This is a genomic window from Citrobacter freundii complex sp. CFNIH9, assembly GCF_002903305.1.
GTDB classification, from domain to species: Bacteria; Pseudomonadota; Gammaproteobacteria; order Enterobacterales; family Enterobacteriaceae; genus Citrobacter; species Citrobacter portucalensis.
In genome coordinates, this window is record NZ_CP026238.1 from 4,405,128 (window position 1) to 4,427,211 (window position 22,084).

The following is a 22,084-nucleotide window of genomic DNA, read 5'->3' on the forward strand; positions in this document are numbered from 1 at the left end:
AATCATTATCATTAAGATTAACATCCTTATATCGACATGGCTTATCGTTCCGCACCGATCGTTGAAGATGTCATCTGGCGTAGCCATCTCCCCTCAGAGATGCCCTCGCTGGCTGCTGCCGTACGCGCAACGATAGCCAAAACTCGCGAGCACCTGCTGGACTTCATTCGTCTTGACGAAACGCCTGTGCCAGGTGCAATGACGCTGCATGAATGGACGCAACCGGCGACGCTTAGCTCGCTGCTGGCCGTTTATTCAGACCATATCTATCGCAACCAACCCACGCTACCCCGCGAAAATAAGCCCCTGATTTCTCTTTGGGCGCAATGGTATATCGGCCTGATGATGCCTCCGTTAATGGTGGCCCTACTGACGCAAAAAGAGGCTATCGACGTCTCTCCTGAACATATGCGCGTAGAGTTTCACGAAACGGGCCGTGCGGCCTGCTTCTGGATCGACGTCCATCAGGATCACCAGGCAACAGCTCTGTCCCCTCAACAACGCATGGAAACGCTGATTCTCTCAGCGCTGACGCCGGTTGTGCAGGCGCTGGAAGCGACGGGCGAGATCAACGCGAAGCTTATCTGGAGCAACACCGGATATTTAATTCACTGGTATTTAACGGAAATGAAGCCGTTGCTAGGTGAGGAACTGCTGACCACGCTGCGCCAGACCTGCTTTTTTGAGAAACAACTCTCCTGCGGTCAGGATAACCCTCTGTGGCGAACCGTTGTTCCGCGCGAGGGGCTGTTAGTACGCAGAACCTGCTGCCAACGCTATCGCCTGCCTGACGTTCAGCAATGCGGAGACTGCACGCTGAAGTAAGCGAGGAGCCGTAGCCCCTCGCCAGATATTTATGCAACCTGCTGGTTTTCCTCTTCCATACGCTGCGCTTCTTCTTTTTCCTGCGCCAATAGCTGCTTTTCGTAGACCTTAAAGAATGGGAAGTAGATAACGGCCGACACCAGCGCCAACAGCACTACCAGAATAGCCGCACGATAATCCCAGCCTAATGCCCATGCCGCGCCAACCGGTGCCGGTGCTGTCCAGGGAACCACTGAAATGACCCGCCCAATTAAATCCAGTTTCATCGCCGCCCAGGCCAGTACCGCATTCACCATTGGGGCCAGCAGGAAGGGGATAAAAAACACCGGGTTCATGACAATCGGCGTACCAAAAATCACCGGTTCGTTAATATTAAAAATGCTGGGGACTACGCTCAGACGCCCAATCGAGCGTAGATGAGCCGAACGACTACGCAGATAGCAAATCACCAACCCCATCGTTGCACCTGACCCTCCGACCACAATAAAGAACGTCCAGAACGCTTCCATAAAGATATGCGGTAACGGCGCGCCCTGCGCCAGCGCCGACTGGTTCATCCCAAGATTAGTTAGCCAGAACATTTGCAGCATTCCCGACACAATTGCCGCGCCGTGAATACCCGCAAACCACAATAGATGTCCAATCAATACCGCCAGAAGTATCGCCGGGAGAGAATCTGCAGCCGACACCAGTGGTTTAAAGATGGCCATAATGGCCTGCGGGATCAGCATGTCAAACTGCGACTGTATCACCAGACTCAGCGGGTACAGCGTCAGTACTACCACCAGCACCGGGATCAGCAGATCGAAAGAGTTTTTGATCATCGGCGGCACCTGATCGGGTAAACGGATGCCGATGTTGTGCGCCTTCAGGAAGCGCATCATTTCAACACAGTAAATGGCCACCAGGATGGCGGTGAAAATCCCCGTTCCTCCCAGGCTATCAACCGGCATTGTGCCTTTGGTTTTTGGCGCGGCAATCAGCAAAAAAGCCATGATTGATAGCATCGCACACATAAACGGATCTAACTGATGCGACTTCACATAGTGCTTGCCCAGGTTATAAGCAATAGCCGCACATATGTAGACCGACATAATCCCCATCGTCATATCAAACGGTGTGAGGATTTGGCCTTCAAACTGTTTTGCCAGATCCAGCCACGCGCGAGCAAATCCCCAGGTGGTATCCGGAGAAAAAGGCGGGTAGGCAAAAACCAGCAGAAAAGAGCCTACAATCATAAAAGGCATCGCCGAAATAAAACCGTCGCGAATGGCCATTACATGTCGTTGCGAAGAGATGCGCCCGGCAACAGGGCTGACGTAATTTTCAACAAAGCGGAAAATCACGTTAAACACAGCATGGTTAGTAGACATAGCCGTTCTCCCGTTGTGCAAAACCCTGCAACCGTGCTGGCATCAACACCGCCACCACGTAAAGCCCATTACCACTTTTCGCAACCGTGCCGGGAGGAACACCAGCGCTACCGCTTTTCGAGTTAAGTTTCATAGATGGCTCTTATTATGTGATACAGAGGAAGTGACAACTTCAGTATTAATCGTCATTTCAGCATTCTGCAACCGGTTACTGTAACCGGTTTCTTTGATTGTGAAGACGATCGAAAAACTGCTAATGTTGCTATGTTGTTACAATAAAATATTTACAGTGTGGTTGCCCCTATGACAAATTACATCCTGCAGTTTTCTGCTGTGCAGGGCTATCTGTAAGCGATAGGGAGAGAAGAATGAGTTTGCAATCAGTACGCCAATTCCTGGCGCAACATGCACCAGATATCGAGATAATCGAATTAAACCAGAGCACAGCAACCGTTGATCTGGCAGCAAAAGCCCATAACGTTGAACCTGGCCAAATAGCGAAAACACTTTCGCTAAAGGTGAAGAACGATATCATCCTGGTCGTGGCAAAAGGCGATGCCCGACTGGATAATAAAAAGCTAAAGAGTACGTTCGGTGCCAAAGCCCGAATGTTAAGTAGTGATGAGGTCGTGAACGCGACGGGGCACCCCGTTGGCGGCGTTTGCCCCTTCGGATTAGAAACACCGATATCAGTGTACTGTGATGTTTCTCTGAAGCACTACGCTGAAGTGCTGCCTGCCGCAGGTGCCATCCACAGCGCTGTTCGCATCACGCCTGAAAGGATGGCTGAACTGACTTCTGCCACCTGGGTTGACGTGTGTCAGTAATGTTTCACGCGCTAAACCGGCGGCCAAGCCCGGCAAGAAACACGTCAACGTTGCCCGTCACGAAACCGCCTGCATAAAAGGCGCTGGCTCGCCGGCACGCAGATACAACAGGATGTCGGCGGCATCCAATAACCCGGCATCCGAGCTGACCCCCAGTTTGGACATCACATTAAATTTGTGTGCCCGAATGGTTTTGATGTTCCGTTCAAGCTGAACAGCAATCTGTGGCATCGAATAACCATTCGACATAAAGCGCAGTATTTCTCGTTCTGTCGGGCTGAGCATACGGCTTTGATTAATATACCAATGGTTTTTCGTGCCTTCGGTTCCCCGGCCAGGGCTGCTTAACGCCGTAAATAACGCGTCCTGCAACACCGTTAACGAAGAAGCTTTACTCACAACGCCATCTAACGGCAAGGGGGACAGGGAACCAATTAAACGCGCTTCAGCGTCATCATCGGCAATCACCACACGGCGAATCCGCGGATAATTTATCGCCAGCTCCGTTAAATAGGTCAACCCTGCTCTTCGATCGGTTCTGATTGCAGAGAGGGAAAAAATAACTGCCGAAAACGACATCTTTAACATTGCCTGGCTAAAAGCGGGCTGGTTTGAAAAGAGATGAAGTTTATATTGGTCATCCGGCATGGTATTAAATAAACTCTTAATACCCACGCTGCTCATCGTGCACTTTTCTACCAGTGCAACGTTTCTTTTGATGATTCTGCTTTCCATTCCGTGGTTTCTCCATAAACTGAAGGTAAATTAAGTTCTCGCGATCCTTGAGAACTATTTATCCAGGCATACATTTCTGCATTGCTATTTATCGACAAGCGACGCATAGCGCTATTCTTTTGGGCACTGATTGTTTTATTGCTTTTTTTCAGCAACGCCGCAATCTGGTTAATCCCCCATCCTTTCCCAAGGAGGCGCAATACTTTTCTTTCAGAGAGAGTGAGAACGATAGATCGTGCGCTATGGTCTAACAATTGCGGCATAGCAGGCGGAGAGAGCAGCGCCTTGCTTATTCTATCTGCTCGTGTATTTCCCGCGTGAATAACATTCACTAAACTTTCAATCGGCTCGGCGTCAGAGAGCAGCGAGCTGACAGGACACATCAGTAGTTCAACCGCCAGAGGATAAAAGATACGAGATACGAGAAATACCCAGTGAATATCACGGTATTGAGATAATAAAGAATAATATTGTTCGCAAACTGCACGTGGATGATTGCAGTCTCCGGTTAAATCAGCAATTACCAAATCAGCACACCGTATCTGTAATAACGTCAGTTCTTCAACAGAACGACAGTAGGTAAGTTCGTAATCGGAGAACTTTCCCTGCATTATACCTTTAAGCCCAGTTTGTATAATCGGTGATTTACTAATAATAATTGCGTTTTTGCAGCGTCCTGGCAACATATTCCCTCCACACTCACCAGTCCGCAATCGTACTTAATTAAATTCTCCCGGGTGGATTAATAATCTTAACTCACAGGAAAATACTCCGAACAATAAGCGGGGTGAATTGTTATCCTTGGTATTTATTTCAAAAAGTATTGACGGCACCATCCAAATAGCGCCAAATTCTAAGCTATTATTGCACAATTACGTATAAATACATTATCTGTACAATTATAATAACTACAATAGATCGTTAGCATGGCTTACGTATTTGCCATCCAGGAAAATAGCGCTACATTTCAATCATGTCTCCCTCTCGTACCTTAGCGAACGGGGGCGTTAAGATGCCACAGCCGTATCACCTGTGTCTTTTTTCGACACAAAGATTGATCTTAGCCAGAGCCAGCGGGCTCATGCTTCATGATAAAAAGAAGACATTCGTCACTCAAAGAGATCCTTTTCAGTCAGAGCGAGCCATGCAAACAGAGCAGTCGTCACAGCGAACGGTTACACGGTTATGTATTCAATGCGGACTTTTTTTACTTCAGCATGGGGCAGAAAGCGCTCTGGTTGACGAGTTATCCACCCGCCTCGGGCTGGCACTTGGCATGGATAGCGTAGAAAGCGCCATCTCCTCTAACGCTATCGTCCTGACCACCATTAAAGACGGGCAATGCCTGACATCAACGCGAAAAAATCAGGATCGCGGCATTAATATGCACGTCGTGACGGAAGTGCAGCACATTGTCATTTTGGCGGAACATAAACTGCTGGATATTAAAGGGGTAGAGAAACGCTTTAGCCAGATTAAGCCGCTACGCTATCCAAGATGGCTGGTCGCCTTCATGGTCGGCTTGTCCTGCGCCTGCTTTTGTAAGCTCAATAACGGCGGATGGGATGGTGCGGTGATCACCTTTTTCGCCAGCATGGTGGCAATGTATATCCGCCAGATTCTGGCGTCCCGGCATTTGCACCCGCAAATTAACTTTTGCATCACCGCGTTTGTGGCGACAACGATTTCTGGTCTGCTGCTGACGCTACCGACGTTTAACCACACCCCGACCATCGCCATGGCCGCCAGCGTGCTGCTGCTGGTTCCGGGCTTTCCGCTGATCAACTCCGTCGCGGATATATTTAAGGGACACATTAATACCGGGCTCGCCCGCTGGGCAATTGCCAGTTTGCTGACACTGGCGACCTGCATTGGCGTGGTCATGTCGATGACCTTATGGGGGCTGCGCGGATGGGCGTGATCGATTTCATATTGGCGTTAATGCAGGACATGATCCTGTCGGCGATCCCGGCGGTAGGCTTTGCCATGGTATTTAATGTCCCTCATCGGGCGCTCCCCTGGTGTGCGTTACTCGGCGCGCTCGGCCACGGTTCGCGAATGGTAATGATGAGCGCAGGGTTTAATATCGAATGGTCGACCTTTATGGCATCGTTGCTGGTCGGCTGCATTGGGATCCAGTGGTCGCGTTGGTATCTGGCACATCCGAAAGTCTTTACCGTTGCGGCAGTGATCCCGATGTTCCCTGGGATCTCCGCCTACACCGCCATGATCTCGGCGGTAAAAATCGGTCATTTTGGCTACAGCGAAGCGCTGATGATCACCCTGCTGACCAATTTCCTGAAAGCCTCATCGATCGTCGGCGCGCTCTCCATCGGACTATCCGTACCAGGGTTATGGCTGTATCGCAAACGCCCACGCGTTTGACGGTGCACTTTCTTTAATACCATGCAGAGAGGGGAATCTCCCCCCTCATCTGCTGCTCTCCTTCTTCTCTGTGTTACTATAAAAGCAGTCCCCTTCTCGGTTGTTGTTCAGTATTGAGAAACATTATGCCCTGCAAAATTTTGACGCCAGACGTCACTAGCATTGACGCCTTACTACACGATCACCACGCCGTGCTGGCCAAGTCTGCGGGTGGCGCCGTAGCCGTATTCGCTAACAATGCGCCAGCGTTTTACGCGGTGACGCCTGCGAGACTGGCTGAGCTGTTGGCGCTTGAGGAAAAACTGTCACGCCCGGGAAGCGATGTGACATTAGATGATCAATTTTATGAAGAGCCGCAAGCCGCTCCCGTTGCCGTGCCAATGGGGAAATTTGCGATGTACGCTGCCTGGCAGCCTGATGCCGACTTTCAGCGTCAGGCTGCTTTATGGGGCGTAGCGTTGAGAGAGCCGGTTACTGCTGAAGAGCTGGCCTCATTTGTTGCCTACTGGCAGGCTGAAGGAAAAGTCTTTCACCATATTCAGTGGCAGCAAAAACTGGCGCGCAGCATTCAGATTGGACGGGCCAGCAATGGCGGAATGCCAAAGCGCGATGTGAACAGCGTCAGTGAACCTGACAGCCACATTCCACCGGGTTTTAGAGGATAACGATGAAAAACGTTGGCGACCTGATGAAACGTCTGCAAAAAATGATGCCACCTAATGTCGAGCCCGCCTTTAAAACGGGCGAAGAGCTGCTGGCATGGCAAAAAGAGCAAGGTGAAATTCGTGCCGCAGCGCTGGCCCGCGAAAACCGGGCGATGAAAATGCAGCGCACATTCAACCGCTCCGGTATCCGTCCGCTGCATCAGAACTGTTCGTTCGAAAACTATCGGGTAGAGTGCGAAGGTCAGATGAACGCCCTGAGCAAAGCCCGCCAGTATGTTGAAGAGTTTGACGGTAACATCGCCAGCTTTATCTTCTCCGGCAAACCCGGCACCGGCAAAAACCATTTAGCCGCCGCCATCTGCAACGAACTGTTACTGCGTGGTAAGTCAGTGTTGATCATTACCGTGGCCGATATCATGTCGGCGATGAAAGAAACGTTCAGTAATCGTGAAACCAGCGAAGAACAGCTGCTCAACGATCTGAGCAATGTGGATCTGCTGGTGATCGACGAGATCGGCATGCAGACCGAATCCCGCTATGAAAAAGTGATCATTAATCAGATTGTCGATCGCCGTTCGTCCTCAAAACGTCCGACCGGTATGTTAACTAACAGCAATATGGATGAAATGAACAAGCTGCTGGGTGAGCGCGTGATGGATCGTATGCGCCTTGGCAACAGCCTGTGGGTCATTTTTAACTGGGAAAGCTACCGTAGTCGGGTAACCGGTAAAGAGTATTAACGTATTAGGACCACTCCTAAGACTGCCAGCGCTATACTGCGCTGAAAAGGCATAACACGAGTTGCATATAATGATGAAAACTACCAAACGTCTGCTGTGCTGTGCGCTTGCCGCCAGCACGCTCATCTCCACCAGCGTTTTCGCCGCCTCCTGGCAAGATTCGCTCTCCAGCGCAGCCAGTGAGCTGAGCAAACAAAGCTCCGGCTCGCAAAGCAGCTCGTCACTCTCTTCCCTGACCAGCCTGCTGAATGGCAGCAATCAGTCGTTGACCTCCAGCAGCATGAATAACGCCGCCGGGATCCTTGAATACTGCGCTAAACAGAAACTGGCCTCGGTCACCGACGCGCAAAACGTCAAAAACCAGGTGCTGGATAAACTGGGACTCAGCGCGCCAGAGCAGAAACAAGATACCAACTATATCGACGGTATTCAGGGTCTGCTCAACGCCAAAGATGGTCAACAGCTGAACCTGAGCACGATCGGTAACAGCTCACTGGCACAGCAGGTAAAAACCAAGGCCTGCGATCTGGTGTTAAAACAGGGCATGAACTTCATTTCCTGACGCACGACATGCCGCGTATAACCTGCGCGGCATCTATTTATTTTCGACAATACATTCACATTCCAAATAAACAGTATTTCTCCACAAAAACGCGCATATCTAAACCAATTCTGAATAACAACGTAATTTAATGTCACTACAATTGCAGCAATGTAACAACGCTATTACATTGTTCTATCACCAAATGATTAGCCTGCCAGGCAATTGCCCGGTTTACTGAGGATCGACCGTTGTCAGAATTAATCTCCATCACTCTGTTTCTCGCTTCAGTGCTGATTTATGCCTGGAAAGCGGGTCGCAACACCTGGTGGTTTGCCGCCACGTTAACGGTGCTGGGGATTTTTATTGTCTTGAATATCACGCTTTATGCCAGTGACTATTTCACCGGCGACGGGATCAATGACGCGGTTCTCTATACGCTGACCAACAGCCTGACCGGCGCAGGCATCGGCAAATATATCCTGCCGGGCGTTGGGATCGCGCTGGCGCTGACGACCGTTTTTGTCGCTCTCGGCTGGATCCTACGCCGCCGTCGCCATCATCCACATCATGTGGGTTACAGTCTGCTGGCCCTGCTGCTGGCGCTGGCCTCCGTTGACGCTAGCCCGGCATTTCACCAGATAACCGAACTGGTGAAGTCGCAGTCACGCGATGGCGACCCGGATTTCCCGACGTATTATAAAGAGCCATCGAAAACCATTCCCAATCCGAAGCTGAACCTGGTGTATATCTACGGTGAGAGCCTCGAACGCACCTATTTTAATAACGACGCATTCCCGGATCTGACCCCAGAACTCGGCGCGTTGAAAAACGAAGGTCTGGATTTCAGCAACACCATGCAGCTGCCGGGTACGGATTACACCATCGCGGGCATGGTCGCCTCCCAGTGCGGTATTCCGCTGTTTGCGCCGTTTGAAGGCAACGCCTCTGCGTCGGTTTCAAGTTTCTTCCCTAACAATATTTGTCTGGGCGATATCCTGAAAAACTCCGGCTATCAGAACTACTTTGTGCAGGGTGCCAACCTGCGCTTTGCTGGCAAAGACGTGTTCCTGAAATCTCACGGCTTTGACCATCTGTATGGTGCGGAAGAGTTAAAAAGCGTGGTGGCGGACCCGACCTATCGTAACGACTGGGGCTTCTACGACGATACCGTGCTGGACGAAGCGTGGAAAAAATTCGAAGAGCTTTCGCGCTCGGGCCAGCGTTTTTCACTGTTTACCCTGACCGTGGATACCCATCATCCGGATGGATTTATCTCCCGTAGCTGCAACCGTAAACGTTATGACATCGACGGGAAGGCCAACCAATCGTTCAGCGCGGTCAGCTGCAGCCAGGAAAACATTGCCGAATTTATCAATAAAATCAAAGCATCGCCGTGGTTTAAAGATACCGTTATCGTGGTTTCTTCCGATCATCTGGCGATGAACAACACCGCATGGAAGTATCTGAACAAGCAGGACCGCAACAACCTGTTCTTCGTACTGCGCGGCGATCAACCGCAACAGGACACGCTGGCGGTAAAGCGTAACACGATGGATAACGGCGCAACGGTACTGGATATTCTCGGCGGCGATAACTTTATCGGCCTTGGCCGCAGCAGCTTGTCGAGCGAATCCGTCTCGGAAGTGTTCCTGAACATCAAAGAAAAAATGCTGGCGTGGAAGCCCGATATCATTCGCCTGTGGAATTTCCCGAAAGAGATGAAAGAGTTCACCGTCGACCAGGAAAAAAATATGATCTCTTTCTCCGGCAGTCATTTCCGCCTGCCGCTGCTGCTGCGCGTATCGGACAAACGCGTCGAGCCGCTGCCGGAAAGCGAATACTCGGCCCCGCTGCGCTTCCAACTAGCAGATTTCGCCCCACGCGATAACTTCGTCTGGGTCGATCGCTGCTACAAAATGGCGCAACTGTGGGCGCCGGAGCTGGCACTCTCTACCGATTGGTGCGTATCACAGGGGCAACTGGGCGGACAGCAAATCGTACAGCACGTCGATAAAGCCAAGTGGAAAAGTAAAACCGTATTTAAAGACACGGTGATCGACATGGAGCGCTATAAAGGTAACGTCGATACGCTGAAAATTGTCGATAATGACATTCGCTACAAAGCAGATAGCTTCGTTTTCAACGTGGCGGGCGCGCCGGAAGAGGTCAAACAGTTTAGCGGCATTTCACGCCCCGAATCCTGGGGACGCTGGTCCAATGCGCAGCTCAGCGAAGAAGTAACGATTGAGTACAAAGCCCCGCTACCGAAGAAATTCGATCTGGTCATTACCGCGAAAGCCTTCGGTGACAATGCCAATCGTCCGATCCCCGTGCGCGTTGGCAACGAGGAGCAGACGCTGGTGTTAGGCCATGACGTCAGCACCACCACCTTACATTTTGATAACCCGGCGGATGCCGATACGCTGGTAATTGTTCCACCCGATCCGGTCGCCACCAACGAAGGCAATATTCTCGGTCACTCACCGCGTAAGCTGGGGATCGGGATGGTTGAAATCAAAGTAGTGGCTCAGGGTTCGTAACATGAAAGGCCTGATAGCGCTTTGCTTATCAGGCCTATCGTGAACCGAATGTATTGTCTGAAAAAAACAGCGCCCAACACCACACCGGGCGCTGCATGGCAACCTTATTCCAGACCGTTCACCGTCTGGCGCATACCCTGTACCAGAATCATCTCCAGATTGGCCGTCACCTGCCCGGCAAGCCCAGGTAGCAACGTCAAATCCTCTCCCCAGTGCGCCGCATCGCCAAGCACGGCATCCACCAGTTCACGCAGCGTTAAATCATTGCCTACTCGCGGCCACAGGCTGGCATACAGGCTTACCCACTGTTCATCATCCTGTATCGGATAGCGTTCCCCGTCGCGCTCTGCACGATAAAACGCCAGCAGCGCAGCGAGGGCAAACGTTAACCGCACGGGCCAGCGCCCATTGTGCTGACCCGCCAGCAGCTGCGGCAAAATTCGGGTGCGGAATTTGGTCATCCCATTAAGCGCAATGGAAAGCAACTGGTGGCGAATGTAGGGGTTCTGAAAACGCCCGCTCACCGCATCGGCAAATTCACGCAATTCGTCCGCCGGGAGATCCAACACCGGAATAATCTCCTCACTAATCGCCCGCTCGACAAAGCGGCGGACATCAGCATCCTGCATCGCCTCGCCAACGGTCTCCAGCCCGCACAGCCACGCGACCGGCACCAGAGCCGTATGCGCACCATTGAGGATAGCGACCTTGCGCTCTTTGTACGGTTTGATATCGCTCACCACACGGATATTCAGCGGACACTGCGCCAGCTTCAGCTCCTCTGCCAGCCACTGCGGCCCCTGGATCACAAACAGGTAAAAATGCTCCGCGGTATCGAGAAACGCATCGTGATAGCCAAGCGTAGCCTCCAGCGTAGCGGCTTCTTCGCGCGGGTAGCCGGTGACAATGCGGTCGACCAGCGTGGAACAGAACGTGTTTGCCGTCTCCACCCAGTCGGCAAATGCAGGAGGAAGCTGCCACTCCTGCGCATACCGCAACACCAGCGTTTTGAGCGCCTCACCGTTATAGTCGATAAGCTCGCACGGGATAATTACCCAGCCCTTATCCACCGCGCCCGCAAAGTGGTTAAAACGCTCCAGCAGCAGGCGTGTCAGCTTGGCCGGAAAACTCACCGGCGGCTCATCATCCACACGGTCAGCTGCGTGATAGCTAATTCCGGCTTCGGTGGTATTCGAAAACACAAAACGGATGTCCGCATTGTGCGCCAGCGCCAGATAGGCCGCGAAATCCTGATACGGATTGATTTCGTTATTCACCGAGCGGATAAGCCGTGCCTCACTCACGGCCTCACCCTGCTCGTTTAGCCCGCGAATAAGCGTGGTATAAAGCCCGTCCTGGGTATTCAGCGACGGCGGAAAATCGGTATTGATCGGGCGAACGATGGTCACACCAGCGTTCAGATCGGTTTGCTCGTTGAGGATATCCAGTTGCCAGTCAACAAACGCCCGCAGGAAGTTACCTTCACCAAACTGGATCACGCGCGTTGGGTAGCAGGCCCCCGGAAAATCACGTCGATTCAATGTCTTCATCACATTTCCCCTCTCAGAACGTGATCACGCCTTTAATCAGTTCACGGTTGTTAATCACATCCCGTTCGTAGATTTCTGCCAGTGTGGCAAACGCGTAACGGTGCGTGAGCATCATGTCGGCGGTAAGTTTGCCTTCCGACATCAGACGGCCCACTTTGGCGAAATCTTCCGGCGTGGCGTTGCGACTGCCCATCATGGTGGTCTCTTTCTTGTGGAACTCAGGGTCAGAGAACTGCAAATCGCCTTTGAACAGCCCAACGAAAACGATGCTGCCGCCATGACGAATCAAATTCACCGTGTTGTTCATCGCATGCTGATTCCCCGTGGCATCAATAACCTTTTGCGCCAACGAACCGCCAAACTGAGCGCGCAGATGCGCATCAAAATCTTCAGCGGATGGGTCGATAACCGGGAGTCCCAACCGGGAAGACACGTGCTCCCGGCGTGCTGGACTGGTATCGGCGACCACCACCTGTGCGCCATCGGCTTTGGCAATCGCTGCCGCCCCCAGACCAATCGGACCCGCGCCGACCACCAGCACCTGCTCACCCGGAGCCACCGCCGCCCGGCGTACCGCATGAGCGCTGATAGCGTAAGGCTCAATCAGCGCCGCCGCCTGCGGGTCAATCCCCTGCGCGTCCAACAGGTTGGTCACCGGAACGGACAGATATTCACTGAAACCGCCATCCTGGTGCACGCCAATCACTGAAATCTTCTCGCAGCAGTTGGTGCGCCCGCTCAGGCATGCCGGACACTGCTGGCAGGCCACGTAAGGAATAACCGCCACCTGCTGACCATTTTTCAGATTCTGTATATTCTTACCCAGACCGACAATTTCCCCACATATTTCATGCCCTAATACACGCGGGTAGCTGAAAAAAGGTTGATTGCCACCCCAGGCATGAATATCAGTACCACAAATTCCTAACGACTTAATTTTAATTAATGCTTCACCCTCACCCGGAATAGGTATTTCGCGCTCTTTCCAGACTAATTTTTTAGGTTCCTGGCAAATCAACGTATTCATCGTAGACATGATTCTGCTCTCCTGTTTTTTTGTTGCCTCAGATATCAACGAAAATAAAAAGGACGGAGAAAGCAGAAACACAATCTGTGAATTCCAGCGCATAAAAATGTTTTAAATCGGGTTTTAATAGATAAAAAGGAGAAGCCATGAGCCGTTCGCAGAACTTACGCCACAATGTGATTAACCAGATAATCGATGATATGGCGCGTGGTCATATCCCTTCCCCACTCCCCTCACAAAGCGCACTGGCGGAGATGTACAACATCAGCCGCACCACCGTGCGCCATATGCTGAGCCACTTAGGCGAGTGCGGCGTGCTGACCCAGGTCGGCAGCCACTATGTCATCGTGCGAAAACCCGACCATGACGACGGTTTTGCCTGCACCACTGCCTCCATGACCGAGCAAAACCGGATTTTTGAGCAGGCGTTTTTCACCATGATCAACCAGCGACAGCTGCGCGCAGGCGAGAGCTTCTCCGAACTACAGCTTGCCAGAGCCGCAGGCGTCAGCCCGGTGGTAGTGCGGGAATATCTTTTAAAATTCGAACGTTACAACCTGATTAAAAACGAAAAACGCGGTCAGTGGAGCATGAAGCAGTTCGATCAGGCCTATGCTGAACAGCTGTTTGAACTCAGAGAGATGCTGGAAACGCATTCTCTGCAGCATTTCCTCAATCTGCCTGACGATGACCCGCGTTGGTTGCAGGCTAAAACGCTACTGGAGCGCCATCGGATCCTGCGCGACAGCATTGGCAGCAGCTTTCGCATGTTCTCGCAGTTAGATCGTGAGTTCCATGCTTTGCTACTCTCTGCTGCCGATAATGTATTTTTTAATCAATCACTTGAAATCATCTCCGTGATTTTCCACTTCCACTATCAGTGGGATGAGAGCGACCTCAAGCAGCGTAACATCATTGCCATTGATGAGCATATGACCATCCTCAGCGCGCTGATATGTCGCAGCGACCTGGATGCCACCCTCGCGCTCTGTAACCATTTGAATTCAGCCAAACAATCGATGATTCGCTCCATCAACCAGGGTTGTAACGTCGCTCATTAAGTACCGATAAAAAACAGCAAATCATTACCGGGAGCACGATTTTATAAAAATAAAAACGCCTGAAAAATACCTCTTGCCTATGCTCACGCTAAGTCGACTGCATTAAAAACTTTTGTGAGCGGTGATGAGCAAATTGATTCATCACTGGTATTTTTTCAATACTGCACAGTCCTGCTGTGTGAAAAATAAATTATTGAGGTTCAGGAGTCCGGCGTGGAAAAAAATAATATTACCCTCGACCCAAGTTCTTCGTTTGGCACGTCGTCATCTGCGGATATTAATGTTCCGCCTGAGGGCATGGTGCAACGCAGTAGCCGAATTAAACGTATCCAGACCACAGCAATGATTTTATTATTTTTTGCTGCGGTGATTAATTACCTCGACCGCAGCTCACTGTCGGTCGCCAACTTAACGATTCGTGAAGAACTGGGGCTGAGCGCCACGCAAATCGGCGTGCTGCTGTCGGTATTCTCTCTCGCTTACGGTATTGCGCAACTGCCCTGTGGTCCGCTGCTGGACCGCAAAGGTCCGCGCATTATGCTGGGACTGGGGATGTTCTTCTGGTCGCTGTTTCAGGCGATGTCCGGCATGGTGCACAGCTTCACCCAGTTTGTGTTGGTGCGTATCGGGATGGGGATCGGCGAAGCGCCAATGAACCCGTGCGGCGTAAAGGTCATCAACGACTGGTTTAACATCAAAGAGCGCGGCCGCCCGATGGGATTATTCAACGCCGCCTCCACCATCGGGGTTGCCATTAGCCCGCCGATTCTGGCTGCCATGATGCTGGTAATGGGCTGGCGCTGGATGTTCATCACCATTGGCGTGCTGGGTATTTTCCTCGCCATCGGCTGGTACATGCTGTATCGCAACCGCGAGCAAATTGAGCTGAGCGCCACGGAACAAGCGTACCTGAACGCCGGTAGCGTCAATGCCCGCCGCGATCCGCTGAGCTTTGCCGAATGGCGCAGCCTGTTCCGCAACCGTACCATGTGGGGCATGATGCTGGGCTTTAGCGGCATCAACTACACTGCATGGTTATACCTGGCCTGGCTGCCGGGCTACCTGCAAACCTCCTACAACCTGGATTTAAAAAGCACCGGATTAATGGCGGCGATCCCATTCCTGTTTGGCGCAGCCGGCATGCTGATTAACGGTTTTGTCACCGACTGGCTGGTGAAAGGCGGTATGGCGCCGATTAAGAGCCGTAAGATTTGTATTATCGCCGGGATGTTCTGCTCCGCGGCCTTCACCTTCGTCGTGCCGCAGGCCACAACTTCAATGGCCGCCGTGTTACTGATCGGTATGGCGCTGTTCTGTATCCACTTCGCAGGTACCTCGTGCTGGGGTCTGATCCACGTCGCCGTCGCCTCACGTATGACCGCTTCCGTGGGCAGTATCCAGAACTTTGCCAGCTTTATCTGCGCCTCGTTCGCACCGATCGTCACCGGTTTTATTGTTGATACCACCAACTCTTTCCGCCTGGCGTTGATCATCTGCGGCTGCGTCACCATGGTGGGTGCCCTCGCCTACATCTTCCTGGTTCGCCAACCCATCAGCGATCCGCGTAAAGATTAATCCTCCAGATGCCCGATAACACCGCGTTTATCGGGCATGTTATGCTCCTCGTATGAACATCACCTTGCGCGCTACTACTCTGGCAGACACTGCCGCTCTTCCCGCCATCGAACGATCTGCGGGACAACGTTTTTTACGCATCCCCGAACTGGCGTGGATTGCTGAAGACCAGATGTTATCCGCTGCTCAGCATCAGGCTTTTGCCGCCGCTGGCATGAGCTGGCTGGCGCAGGTCGATGCGCTTCCGGTCGGTTTTTTGGTTGCCGAAAAGCTGGGGTCATCGCTGTTTATTGCTGAACTGTCGCTGCATCTGGAGTGGCAGGGAAAAGGAATTGGCCGCAGATTGATTGAGTATGTTGCCGAACAGGCGCACGCGAAAGGTTATACGTCGCTCACGCTGACCACCTTCCGCGATGTGCCGTGGAATGCGCCATGGTACGCGCGACTGGGATTTGAAATGCTGGCTGACGAGACGCTACCTGCAAAGTTGCGCCAGAAAAGAGAAGAGGAAGCTGCGCATGGACTGGCATTTGAATCGCGCTGCGCCATGCGCCTGATGTTGCGCTAATTGCCCGATGGCGGCTACGCCTTATCGGGCCTACGTAACATTTCCGGCAACCACGTAACTTTCCCGTAGGCCGGATAAGCGATAGCGCCATCCGGCATCACAGGCTTAGAACGTTTCCCAGTTGTCCCCGGCATCCGTTACCGCGGCTTTGCGCGGCTGGACCGTTGAAACCGGTTTAGCGGCCGCAACGTCACGCGCACGCTGTTGGTCATGCTGAATACGGAACACGGCAACGGCCTGAGTCAGGCGGCTGGCCTGCTCTTCCAGCGCCGCAGCGGCGGCGGCGGATTCTTCCACCAGCGAGGCGTTCTGCTGCGTCACGCGATCCATCTCGGCAACGGCCAGACCCACCTGGTCAATACCGCGGCTCTGTTCATCAGAAGCAGAGGCGATCTCACCCATGATATCGGTCACGCGGGTTACCGCATTGACGATCTCATCCATGGTTTCACCGGCGCTTTCTACCAGCGTTGAACCAACATCCACGCGGCTGACCGAGTCTTCAATCAGGCTCTTAATCTCGCGCGCGGCCTGCGCACTACGCTGGGCCAGGTTACGCACTTCACCCGCAACCACCGCAAATCCACGGCCCTGCTCGCCTGCACGTGCTGCTTCTACCGCGGCGTTGAGCGCCAGAATGTTAGTCTGGAAAGCAATGCCGTCGATGACGCTGATAATGTCGGCGATTTTCTGCGAACTGGACGCGATGTCACGCATGGTTTGCACCACGTTATCCACCACTTTGCCGCCTTTCTGCGCGGTTTCAGAAGCACTCAACGCCAGATGGCTGGCCTGACGCGCGTTTTCGGCGTTCTGCTTCACGGTCGCCGTCAGCTGTTCCATGCTGGCTGCGGTTTCTTCCAGAGATGCAGCCTGCTGCTCGGTACGGGAGGAGAGATCGTTATTGCCCATCGCAATCTCGCTGGCCCCGCTGTAAATCGCGTTGGCGCCGTTACGCACATCACCCACGGTGTTCATCAGCTCACCCTGCATATGGCGCAGGCTTTCCGCCAGCTGTCCAATCTCGTTGGAACCTTCCACCTCAATACGCTTCACCAAATCACCGCTGGCGATATGACGAATGCTGTCGATCAGACGGTTCATTGGGGAGATAAGGGTCAGTTTGATACCAAACCAGACCGCAATAATCGCCGCCAGTACGGTAATCAGCACGCAGATCAGCACCCACATCGCCTGGCTGTAAGAGCTGTTGTTATCTTCCACCGCGATGTCATACAAGCGATCATTCTGCTGCATGTAACTCATGTACTGCTTCTCAAAGCCATCCTGATAGCTCTGCGTCGGTTGATCAAAGAACGCGTTGATCTTCCCGTCACCCAGTAACTGGATCAGCTCCGCCAGCGCGCCGTGGTAGATGTCATAGGTGCGATTGATCTCCTGGAACGCGGCTTCGCTTTGACGCGGATCGCGTGGGAGCGACTCGTAAATCGCCCAGTTTTTTTCCGTCAGCTTCAGCGCCGTACTCGCGACCTGCATCAGCTCGGCAACAGTCGCGCCGCTGCCGATATTGCTCTGATCCATCATGTAGCGAATGCCTGCCCGGTTCAGGGTGTTACGCGTTTGCAGCAGCTCAACCCAGGTGGCGTTCAGCGCAGACTGTTGCTGGCGAATGGTTTGCAGAACGGTAAAGTTCTCTTTGTCATTCTTAAGTGAGTTAAAAAACAAGCCGCCAGAGGCGAGCTGTAAAAGGCCAAATAGCGCCAATACCAGCAGTAAGCTGGTAACAATCTTCATTCGTTTTAACATGTTTTCTCTTTCCGCTAGACAGATGTCAGAATTTTCGGCCTGGAAAGGGAAAACTTTATGAAATTTGTGCTAGTTGAATCGATCTCAGCATCGACGATTCGTCGATCCACGCCGTCTGCCAAAGCGCTAAGCGGGTTTATTAGTGATCTCAATCACATAAATTTCCCCGTTCCCCCCGCAGTTTACCGCTCACTGACACTTGGGACCGCTTAAGCTGACATACAACCGCTCACTTATTTACCTTACTTTACGCGCGTAATTCTCTGGCAAGATCCCCCCAACATAGCAGTCAATTTACCTCCTCAAACACAAGATCAAACCCACGCGGCTTCGGCCAATTATTAATAGGTACCCTAGATAATTCGAGTTGTAAGAAGGCGGCAAATGAGGGAATCGTCAGGAGCTTACAAAAGTAAGTGACTGAGGTGAGCGAATGAAGCCAACGCACATACAACTTGAAGTATGACGGGTAAAAAACCAGGTTTTACTATGGATACGAAAAAGATATTCAAGCACATACCCTGGGTGATTCTCGGAATCATCGGTGCATTCTGCCTCTCGGTAGTGGCATTACGTCGGGGTGAACACATTAGTGCCCTGTGGATCGTGGTCGCCTCAGTTTCTGTTTATCTGGTGGCCTATCGTTACTACAGCCTTTACATCGCCCAAAAGGTGATGAAACTTGACCCAACGCGTGCCACGCCGGCGGTCATCAATAATGACGGTCTGAACTACGTTCCAACCAACCGTAACGTCTTGTTTGGTCACCACTTTGCCGCTATCGCAGGTGCTGGTCCGCTGGTTGGGCCGGTACTGGCTGCTCAGATGGGCTACCTGCCTGGTACGCTGTGGCTGCTGGCAGGCGTCGTGCTGGCCGGTGCGGTGCAGGACTTCATGGTGCTGTTTATCTCTTCCCGCCGTAACGGTGCATCTCTGGGTGAGATGATCAAAGAAGAGATGGGCCCGATCCCGGGAACCATTGCGCTGTTCGGCTGCTTCTTAATCATGATCATCATCCTCGCAGTACTGGCGTTGATCGTGGTAAAAGCGCTGGCAGAAAGCCCGTGGGGTGTGTTCACCGTCTGCTCAACCGTACCTATCGCGTTGTTCATGGGGATCTATATGCGATTCCTGCGACCGGGACGCGTGGGCGAAGTGTCGGTGATTGGTATTGTGCTGCTGGTTGCCTCTATCTACTTCGGCGGCGTGATTGCGCACGACCCGTACTGGGGCCCGGCGCTGACCTTTAAAGACACCACCATTACCTTTACCCTGATCGGCTACGCATTTATCTCTGCGCTGCTGCCGGTATGGCTGATCCTCGCCCCGCGCGACTATCTGGCTACCTTCCTGAAAATCGGCGTTATCGTCGGTCTGGCGGTGGGGATTGTTATCCTCAACCCGGAACTGAAAATGCCGGCAATGACGCAGTACGTTGATGGTACTGGCCCGCTGTGGAAAGGCGCTCTGTTCCCGTTCCTGTTCATCACCATCGCGTGTGGTGCAGTATCTGGCTTCCACGCGCTGATTGCTTCCGGCACCACACCGAAGCTGCTGGCCTGTGAAACCGACGCGCGCTTTATCGGTTACGGCGCGATGCTGATGGAATCCTTTGTCGCAATTATGGCGCTGGTTGCCGCGTCTATCATCGAACCAGGTCTGTACTTCGCGATGAACACCCCGCCTGCGGGCCTTGGCATCACCATGCCGAACCTGCATGAAATGAGCGGCGAAAACGCACCGCTGATTATGGCGCAGTTGAAAGACGTCACCGCACATGCGGCAGCGACCGTCAGCTCCTGGGGCTTCGTCATTTCGCCTGAGCAGATCCTGCAAACCGCGAAAGATATCGGTGAACCGTCCGTTCTGAACCGCGCAGGTGGCGCACCGACGCTGGCTGTTGGTATCGCTCACGTGTTCCACAAAGTGCTGCCGATGGCCGATATGGGCTTCTGGTACCACTTCGGTATTCTGTTCGAAGCGCTGTTCATCCTGACCGCACTGGATGCCGGTACCCGTTCTGGCCGCTTTATGCTGCAGGATTTACTGGGTAACTTCGTGCCGTTCCTGAAGAAAACCGACTCCCTGGTTGCGGGTATCATCGGTACTGCGGGCTGCGTAGGCCTGTGGGGTTACCTGCTGTATCAAGGCGTTGTTGACCCGCTGGGCGGCGTTAAGAGCCTGTGGCCGCTGTTCGGTATCTCTAACCAGATGCTGGCTGCCGTGGCACTGGTTCTCGGCACCGTGGTGCTGGTTAAAATGCAGCGCACCAAATACATCTGGGTTACCGTTGTTCCGGCAGTATGGCTGCTTATCTGCACCACCTGGGCGCTGGGTCTGAAACTGTTCAGCACCAACCCACAGATGGAAGGCTTCTTCTTCATGGCGAATCAGTACAAAGAGAAGATTGCTAACGGCGGCGAACTGACCGCTCAGCAGATTGCCAACATGAACCACATCGTCGTCAACAACTACACCAACGCAGGTCTGAGTATTCTGTTCCTGGTGGTGGTGTACAGCATCATCTTCTACGGGTTCCGTACCTGGCAGAAAGCCCGCGCCATCAACGGTCGCTCTGATAAAGAGACGCCGTATGTACCGGTGCCGGAAGGCGGCGTGAAGACCTCTTCACATCACTAAGATGTATTCAGCCCCGCTCCGGCGGGGCTTTTCGCTTATCAGGATTGTTTATGTTTGGTACTTTAGGGCAAGCTAAAAAATATCTCGGTCAGGCGGCGAAGATGCTGATTGGCATTCCGGACTACGACAACTACGTCGAGCACATGAAGACCAACCATCCCGATAAGCCGTACATGACCTACGAAGAATTCTTCCGCGAGCGCCAGGAAGCCCGCTACGGTAGCGGCGGAAGCAGTTGCTGTTAGAAGGAGAAGTGAATGACCCCGATTGCAGTTACCCTACTCACCGGTTTTCTTGGCGCGGGTAAAACCACCCTGCTGCGCCATATTCTCAACGAGCAGCACGGTTACAAGATTGCCGTTATCGAAAACGAATTCGGCGAAGTCTCGGTGGACGATCAGCTGATTGGCGATCGCGCCACGCAGATCAAAACCCTGACCAACGGCTGTATTTGCTGTACCCGCTCCAGTGAACTGGAAGACGCATTGTTAGATCTGCTCGACAACCTCGACAAAGGCGCCATCAATTTCGACCGTCTGGTGATCGAGTGCACCGGCATGGCCGACCCCGGCCCGATTATTCAGACCTTTTTCTCCCATGAAGTGATTTGCGAACGCTACCTGCTGGACGGCGTAATTGCGCTGGTTGACGCGGTACATGCCGACGAGCAGATGAACCAGTTCACCATCGCCCAGTCGCAGGTAGGCTACGCAGACCGGATCCTGCTGACCAAAACCGACGTCGCAGGTGAAAGCGAAAAACTGCGTGAGCGCCTGGCACGCATCAACGCCCGTGCGCCGATTTACACCGTGACACATGGTGATATCGACCTCTCCCTGCTGTTCGATACCAACGGTTTTATGCTGGAAGAGAACGTAGTCAGCGCCAAACCGCGCTTCCACTTTATCGCCGACAAGCAAAACGATATCTCCTCGATCGTCGTCGAGCTGGATTACCCGGTCAACATTAGCGACGTGTCGCGAGTGATGGAAAACCTGCTGCTGGAATCCGCCGAGAAGCTGCTGCGCTACAAAGGTATGCTGTGGATTGAAGGCGAGCCAAACCGCCTGCTGTTCCAGGGCGTCCAGCGCCTGTACAGCGCCGACTGGGACCGCCCGTGGGGCGACGAAACACCGCACAGCCTGCTGGTGTTTATCGGCATTAACCTGCCGGAAGACGAGATCAGAGCTGCGTTTGCGGGATTGAAGAAGTAATCCCCTGCTGAATTGCCCGGTGGCGCTACGCTTACCGGGCCTGGAAAT

At 52.8% G+C, this 22,084-nt stretch carries 21 protein-coding genes; 14 read left to right on the plus strand and 7 right to left on the minus strand.

The features are described 5' to 3' along the window. The first annotated feature begins 36 nt into the window (after positions 1-36). Positions 37-825, plus strand: coding sequence for a siderophore-iron reductase FhuF (gene fhuF / locus C2U43_RS22290; protein WP_032942310.1), 789 nt, complete (start codon positions 37-39; stop codon positions 823-825). A 29-nt stretch (positions 826-854) separates the two neighbouring features. Here fhuF and C2U43_RS22295 read toward each other — a convergent pair whose 3' ends face one another. Next, positions 855-2,198 carry a PTS cellobiose transporter subunit IIC gene (locus tag C2U43_RS22295; RefSeq protein WP_003829998.1) on the minus strand — a complete coding sequence of 448 codons (1,344 nt, stop codon included), beginning with the start codon at positions 2,196-2,198 and terminating at the stop codon, positions 855-857. Continuing rightward, the gene (locus C2U43_RS29620; RefSeq protein ID WP_020996240.1) at positions 2,188-2,331 is read right to left on the minus strand and encodes a hypothetical protein; all 144 of its coding nucleotides are present in this window, start codon (positions 2,329-2,331) and stop codon (positions 2,188-2,190) included. Before C2U43_RS29620 ends, C2U43_RS22295 begins: the two co-directional genes overlap by 11 nt. A 235-nt stretch (positions 2,332-2,566) precedes the next feature. On the opposite strand from C2U43_RS29620, the gene C2U43_RS22300 reads away from it, so the two are divergent. Beyond that, positions 2,567-3,025 carry a YbaK/EbsC family protein gene (locus C2U43_RS22300; RefSeq protein ID WP_003830001.1) on the plus strand — a complete coding sequence of 153 codons (459 nt, stop codon included), beginning with the start codon at positions 2,567-2,569 and terminating at the stop codon, positions 3,023-3,025. 57 nt (positions 3,026-3,082) lie between these two features. Here C2U43_RS22300 and bglJ read toward each other — a convergent pair whose 3' ends face one another. Further along, positions 3,083-3,760, minus strand: a complete 678-nt coding sequence (bglJ, locus tag C2U43_RS22305) for a DNA-binding transcriptional activator BglJ (protein ID WP_008786120.1) — start codon at positions 3,758-3,760, stop codon at positions 3,083-3,085. Then, positions 3,721-4,446 (minus strand): helix-turn-helix transcriptional regulator, encoded by a 726-nt coding sequence (locus C2U43_RS22310; protein WP_103285798.1) that lies wholly within the window; start codon positions 4,444-4,446, stop codon positions 3,721-3,723. The genes bglJ and C2U43_RS22310 overlap by 40 nt, the downstream gene beginning before the upstream one ends. Before the next feature lie 458 nt (positions 4,447-4,904). Between C2U43_RS22310 and C2U43_RS22315 the strand changes: the two genes are divergently transcribed. The 6 genes from C2U43_RS22315 (at position 4,905) to opgB (ending at position 10,634) form a co-directional block, all read left to right on the plus strand. Further along, positions 4,905-5,681, plus strand: coding sequence for a threonine/serine ThrE exporter family protein (locus tag C2U43_RS22315; protein ID WP_103285799.1), 777 nt, complete (start codon positions 4,905-4,907; stop codon positions 5,679-5,681). Beyond that, the gene (locus C2U43_RS22320; RefSeq protein WP_020996241.1) at positions 5,672-6,145 is read left to right on the plus strand and encodes a threonine/serine exporter; all 474 of its coding nucleotides are present in this window, start codon (positions 5,672-5,674) and stop codon (positions 6,143-6,145) included. The genes C2U43_RS22315 and C2U43_RS22320 overlap by 10 nt, the downstream gene beginning before the upstream one ends. A gap of 125 nt (positions 6,146-6,270) precedes the next feature. Beyond that, positions 6,271-6,810, plus strand: a complete 540-nt coding sequence (gene dnaT / locus C2U43_RS22325; protein WP_008786116.1) for a primosomal protein DnaT — start codon at positions 6,271-6,273, stop codon at positions 6,808-6,810. A gap of 2 nt (positions 6,811-6,812) precedes the next feature. After that, positions 6,813-7,550, plus strand: a complete 738-nt coding sequence (gene dnaC, locus C2U43_RS22330) for a DNA replication protein DnaC (protein WP_003019133.1) — start codon at positions 6,813-6,815, stop codon at positions 7,548-7,550. A gap of 70 nt (positions 7,551-7,620) precedes the next feature. Continuing rightward, positions 7,621-8,112: a DUF2501 domain-containing protein gene (locus C2U43_RS22335; RefSeq protein WP_057067027.1), complete on the plus strand. Its 492-nt coding sequence runs from the start codon at positions 7,621-7,623 to the stop codon at positions 8,110-8,112. Between the two features lie 230 nt (positions 8,113-8,342). Then, complete coding sequence (gene opgB / locus C2U43_RS22340) at positions 8,343-10,634, plus strand: phosphatidylglycerol--membrane-oligosaccharide glycerophosphotransferase (protein WP_103285800.1); 2,292 nt, start codon at positions 8,343-8,345, stop codon at positions 10,632-10,634. Between the two features lie 104 nt (positions 10,635-10,738). On the opposite strand, the gene C2U43_RS22345 is transcribed toward opgB, so the two are convergent. Both C2U43_RS22345 and C2U43_RS22350 read right to left on the minus strand, forming a co-directional pair. Next, positions 10,739-12,184 carry a tagaturonate reductase gene (locus C2U43_RS22345; RefSeq protein ID WP_103285801.1) on the minus strand — a complete coding sequence of 482 codons (1,446 nt, stop codon included), beginning with the start codon at positions 12,182-12,184 and terminating at the stop codon, positions 10,739-10,741. Positions 12,185-12,197: 13 nt separating this feature from the next. Continuing rightward, entirely contained in the window at positions 12,198-13,220 is a 1,023-nt protein-coding gene (locus C2U43_RS22350) for a zinc-binding alcohol dehydrogenase family protein (RefSeq protein ID WP_103285802.1), read from the minus strand. Between the two features lie 137 nt (positions 13,221-13,357). Here C2U43_RS22350 and C2U43_RS22355 point away from each other — a divergent pair, with 137 nt between their 5' ends. The 3 genes from C2U43_RS22355 to C2U43_RS22365 all read left to right on the plus strand — a co-directional run bounded on the left by C2U43_RS22355 (position 13,358) and on the right by C2U43_RS22365 (position 16,415). Continuing rightward, a complete protein-coding gene (locus tag C2U43_RS22355) occupies positions 13,358-14,272 on the plus strand; it encodes a GntR family transcriptional regulator (RefSeq protein WP_003830023.1) in 915 nt (304 codons plus the stop codon). A gap of 213 nt (positions 14,273-14,485) precedes the next feature. Beyond that, positions 14,486-15,847, plus strand: a complete 1,362-nt coding sequence (locus C2U43_RS22360) for an MFS transporter (protein ID WP_003845612.1) — start codon at positions 14,486-14,488, stop codon at positions 15,845-15,847. Between the two features lie 52 nt (positions 15,848-15,899). After that, positions 15,900-16,415, plus strand: a complete 516-nt coding sequence (locus tag C2U43_RS22365) for a GNAT family N-acetyltransferase (protein ID WP_103285803.1) — start codon at positions 15,900-15,902, stop codon at positions 16,413-16,415. A 105-nt stretch (positions 16,416-16,520) separates the two neighbouring features. Here the strand turns inward: C2U43_RS22365 and tsr are convergent, their stop codons facing one another. Continuing rightward, the gene (tsr, locus tag C2U43_RS22370) at positions 16,521-18,182 is read right to left on the minus strand and encodes a methyl-accepting chemotaxis protein (RefSeq protein WP_048227144.1); all 1,662 of its coding nucleotides are present in this window, start codon (positions 18,180-18,182) and stop codon (positions 16,521-16,523) included. A 489-nt stretch (positions 18,183-18,671) separates the two neighbouring features. Between tsr and btsT the strand changes: the two genes are divergently transcribed. From btsT to yjiA, 3 genes are read left to right on the plus strand one after another with little or no spacing between them, the layout of a single operon-like run. Beyond that, positions 18,672-20,822 (plus strand): pyruvate/proton symporter BtsT, encoded by a 2,151-nt coding sequence (btsT, locus tag C2U43_RS22375; RefSeq protein ID WP_003830033.1) that lies wholly within the window; start codon positions 18,672-18,674, stop codon positions 20,820-20,822. A 50-nt stretch (positions 20,823-20,872) separates the two neighbouring features. Beyond that, positions 20,873-21,067, plus strand: a complete 195-nt coding sequence (locus tag C2U43_RS22380) for a YbdD/YjiX family protein (protein ID WP_003830038.1) — start codon at positions 20,873-20,875, stop codon at positions 21,065-21,067. Positions 21,068-21,079: 12 nt separating this feature from the next. Beyond that, positions 21,080-22,036, plus strand: coding sequence for a GTPase (yjiA, locus tag C2U43_RS22385; RefSeq protein WP_060682792.1), 957 nt, complete (start codon positions 21,080-21,082; stop codon positions 22,034-22,036). Positions 22,037-22,084: the final 48 nt, after the last annotated feature.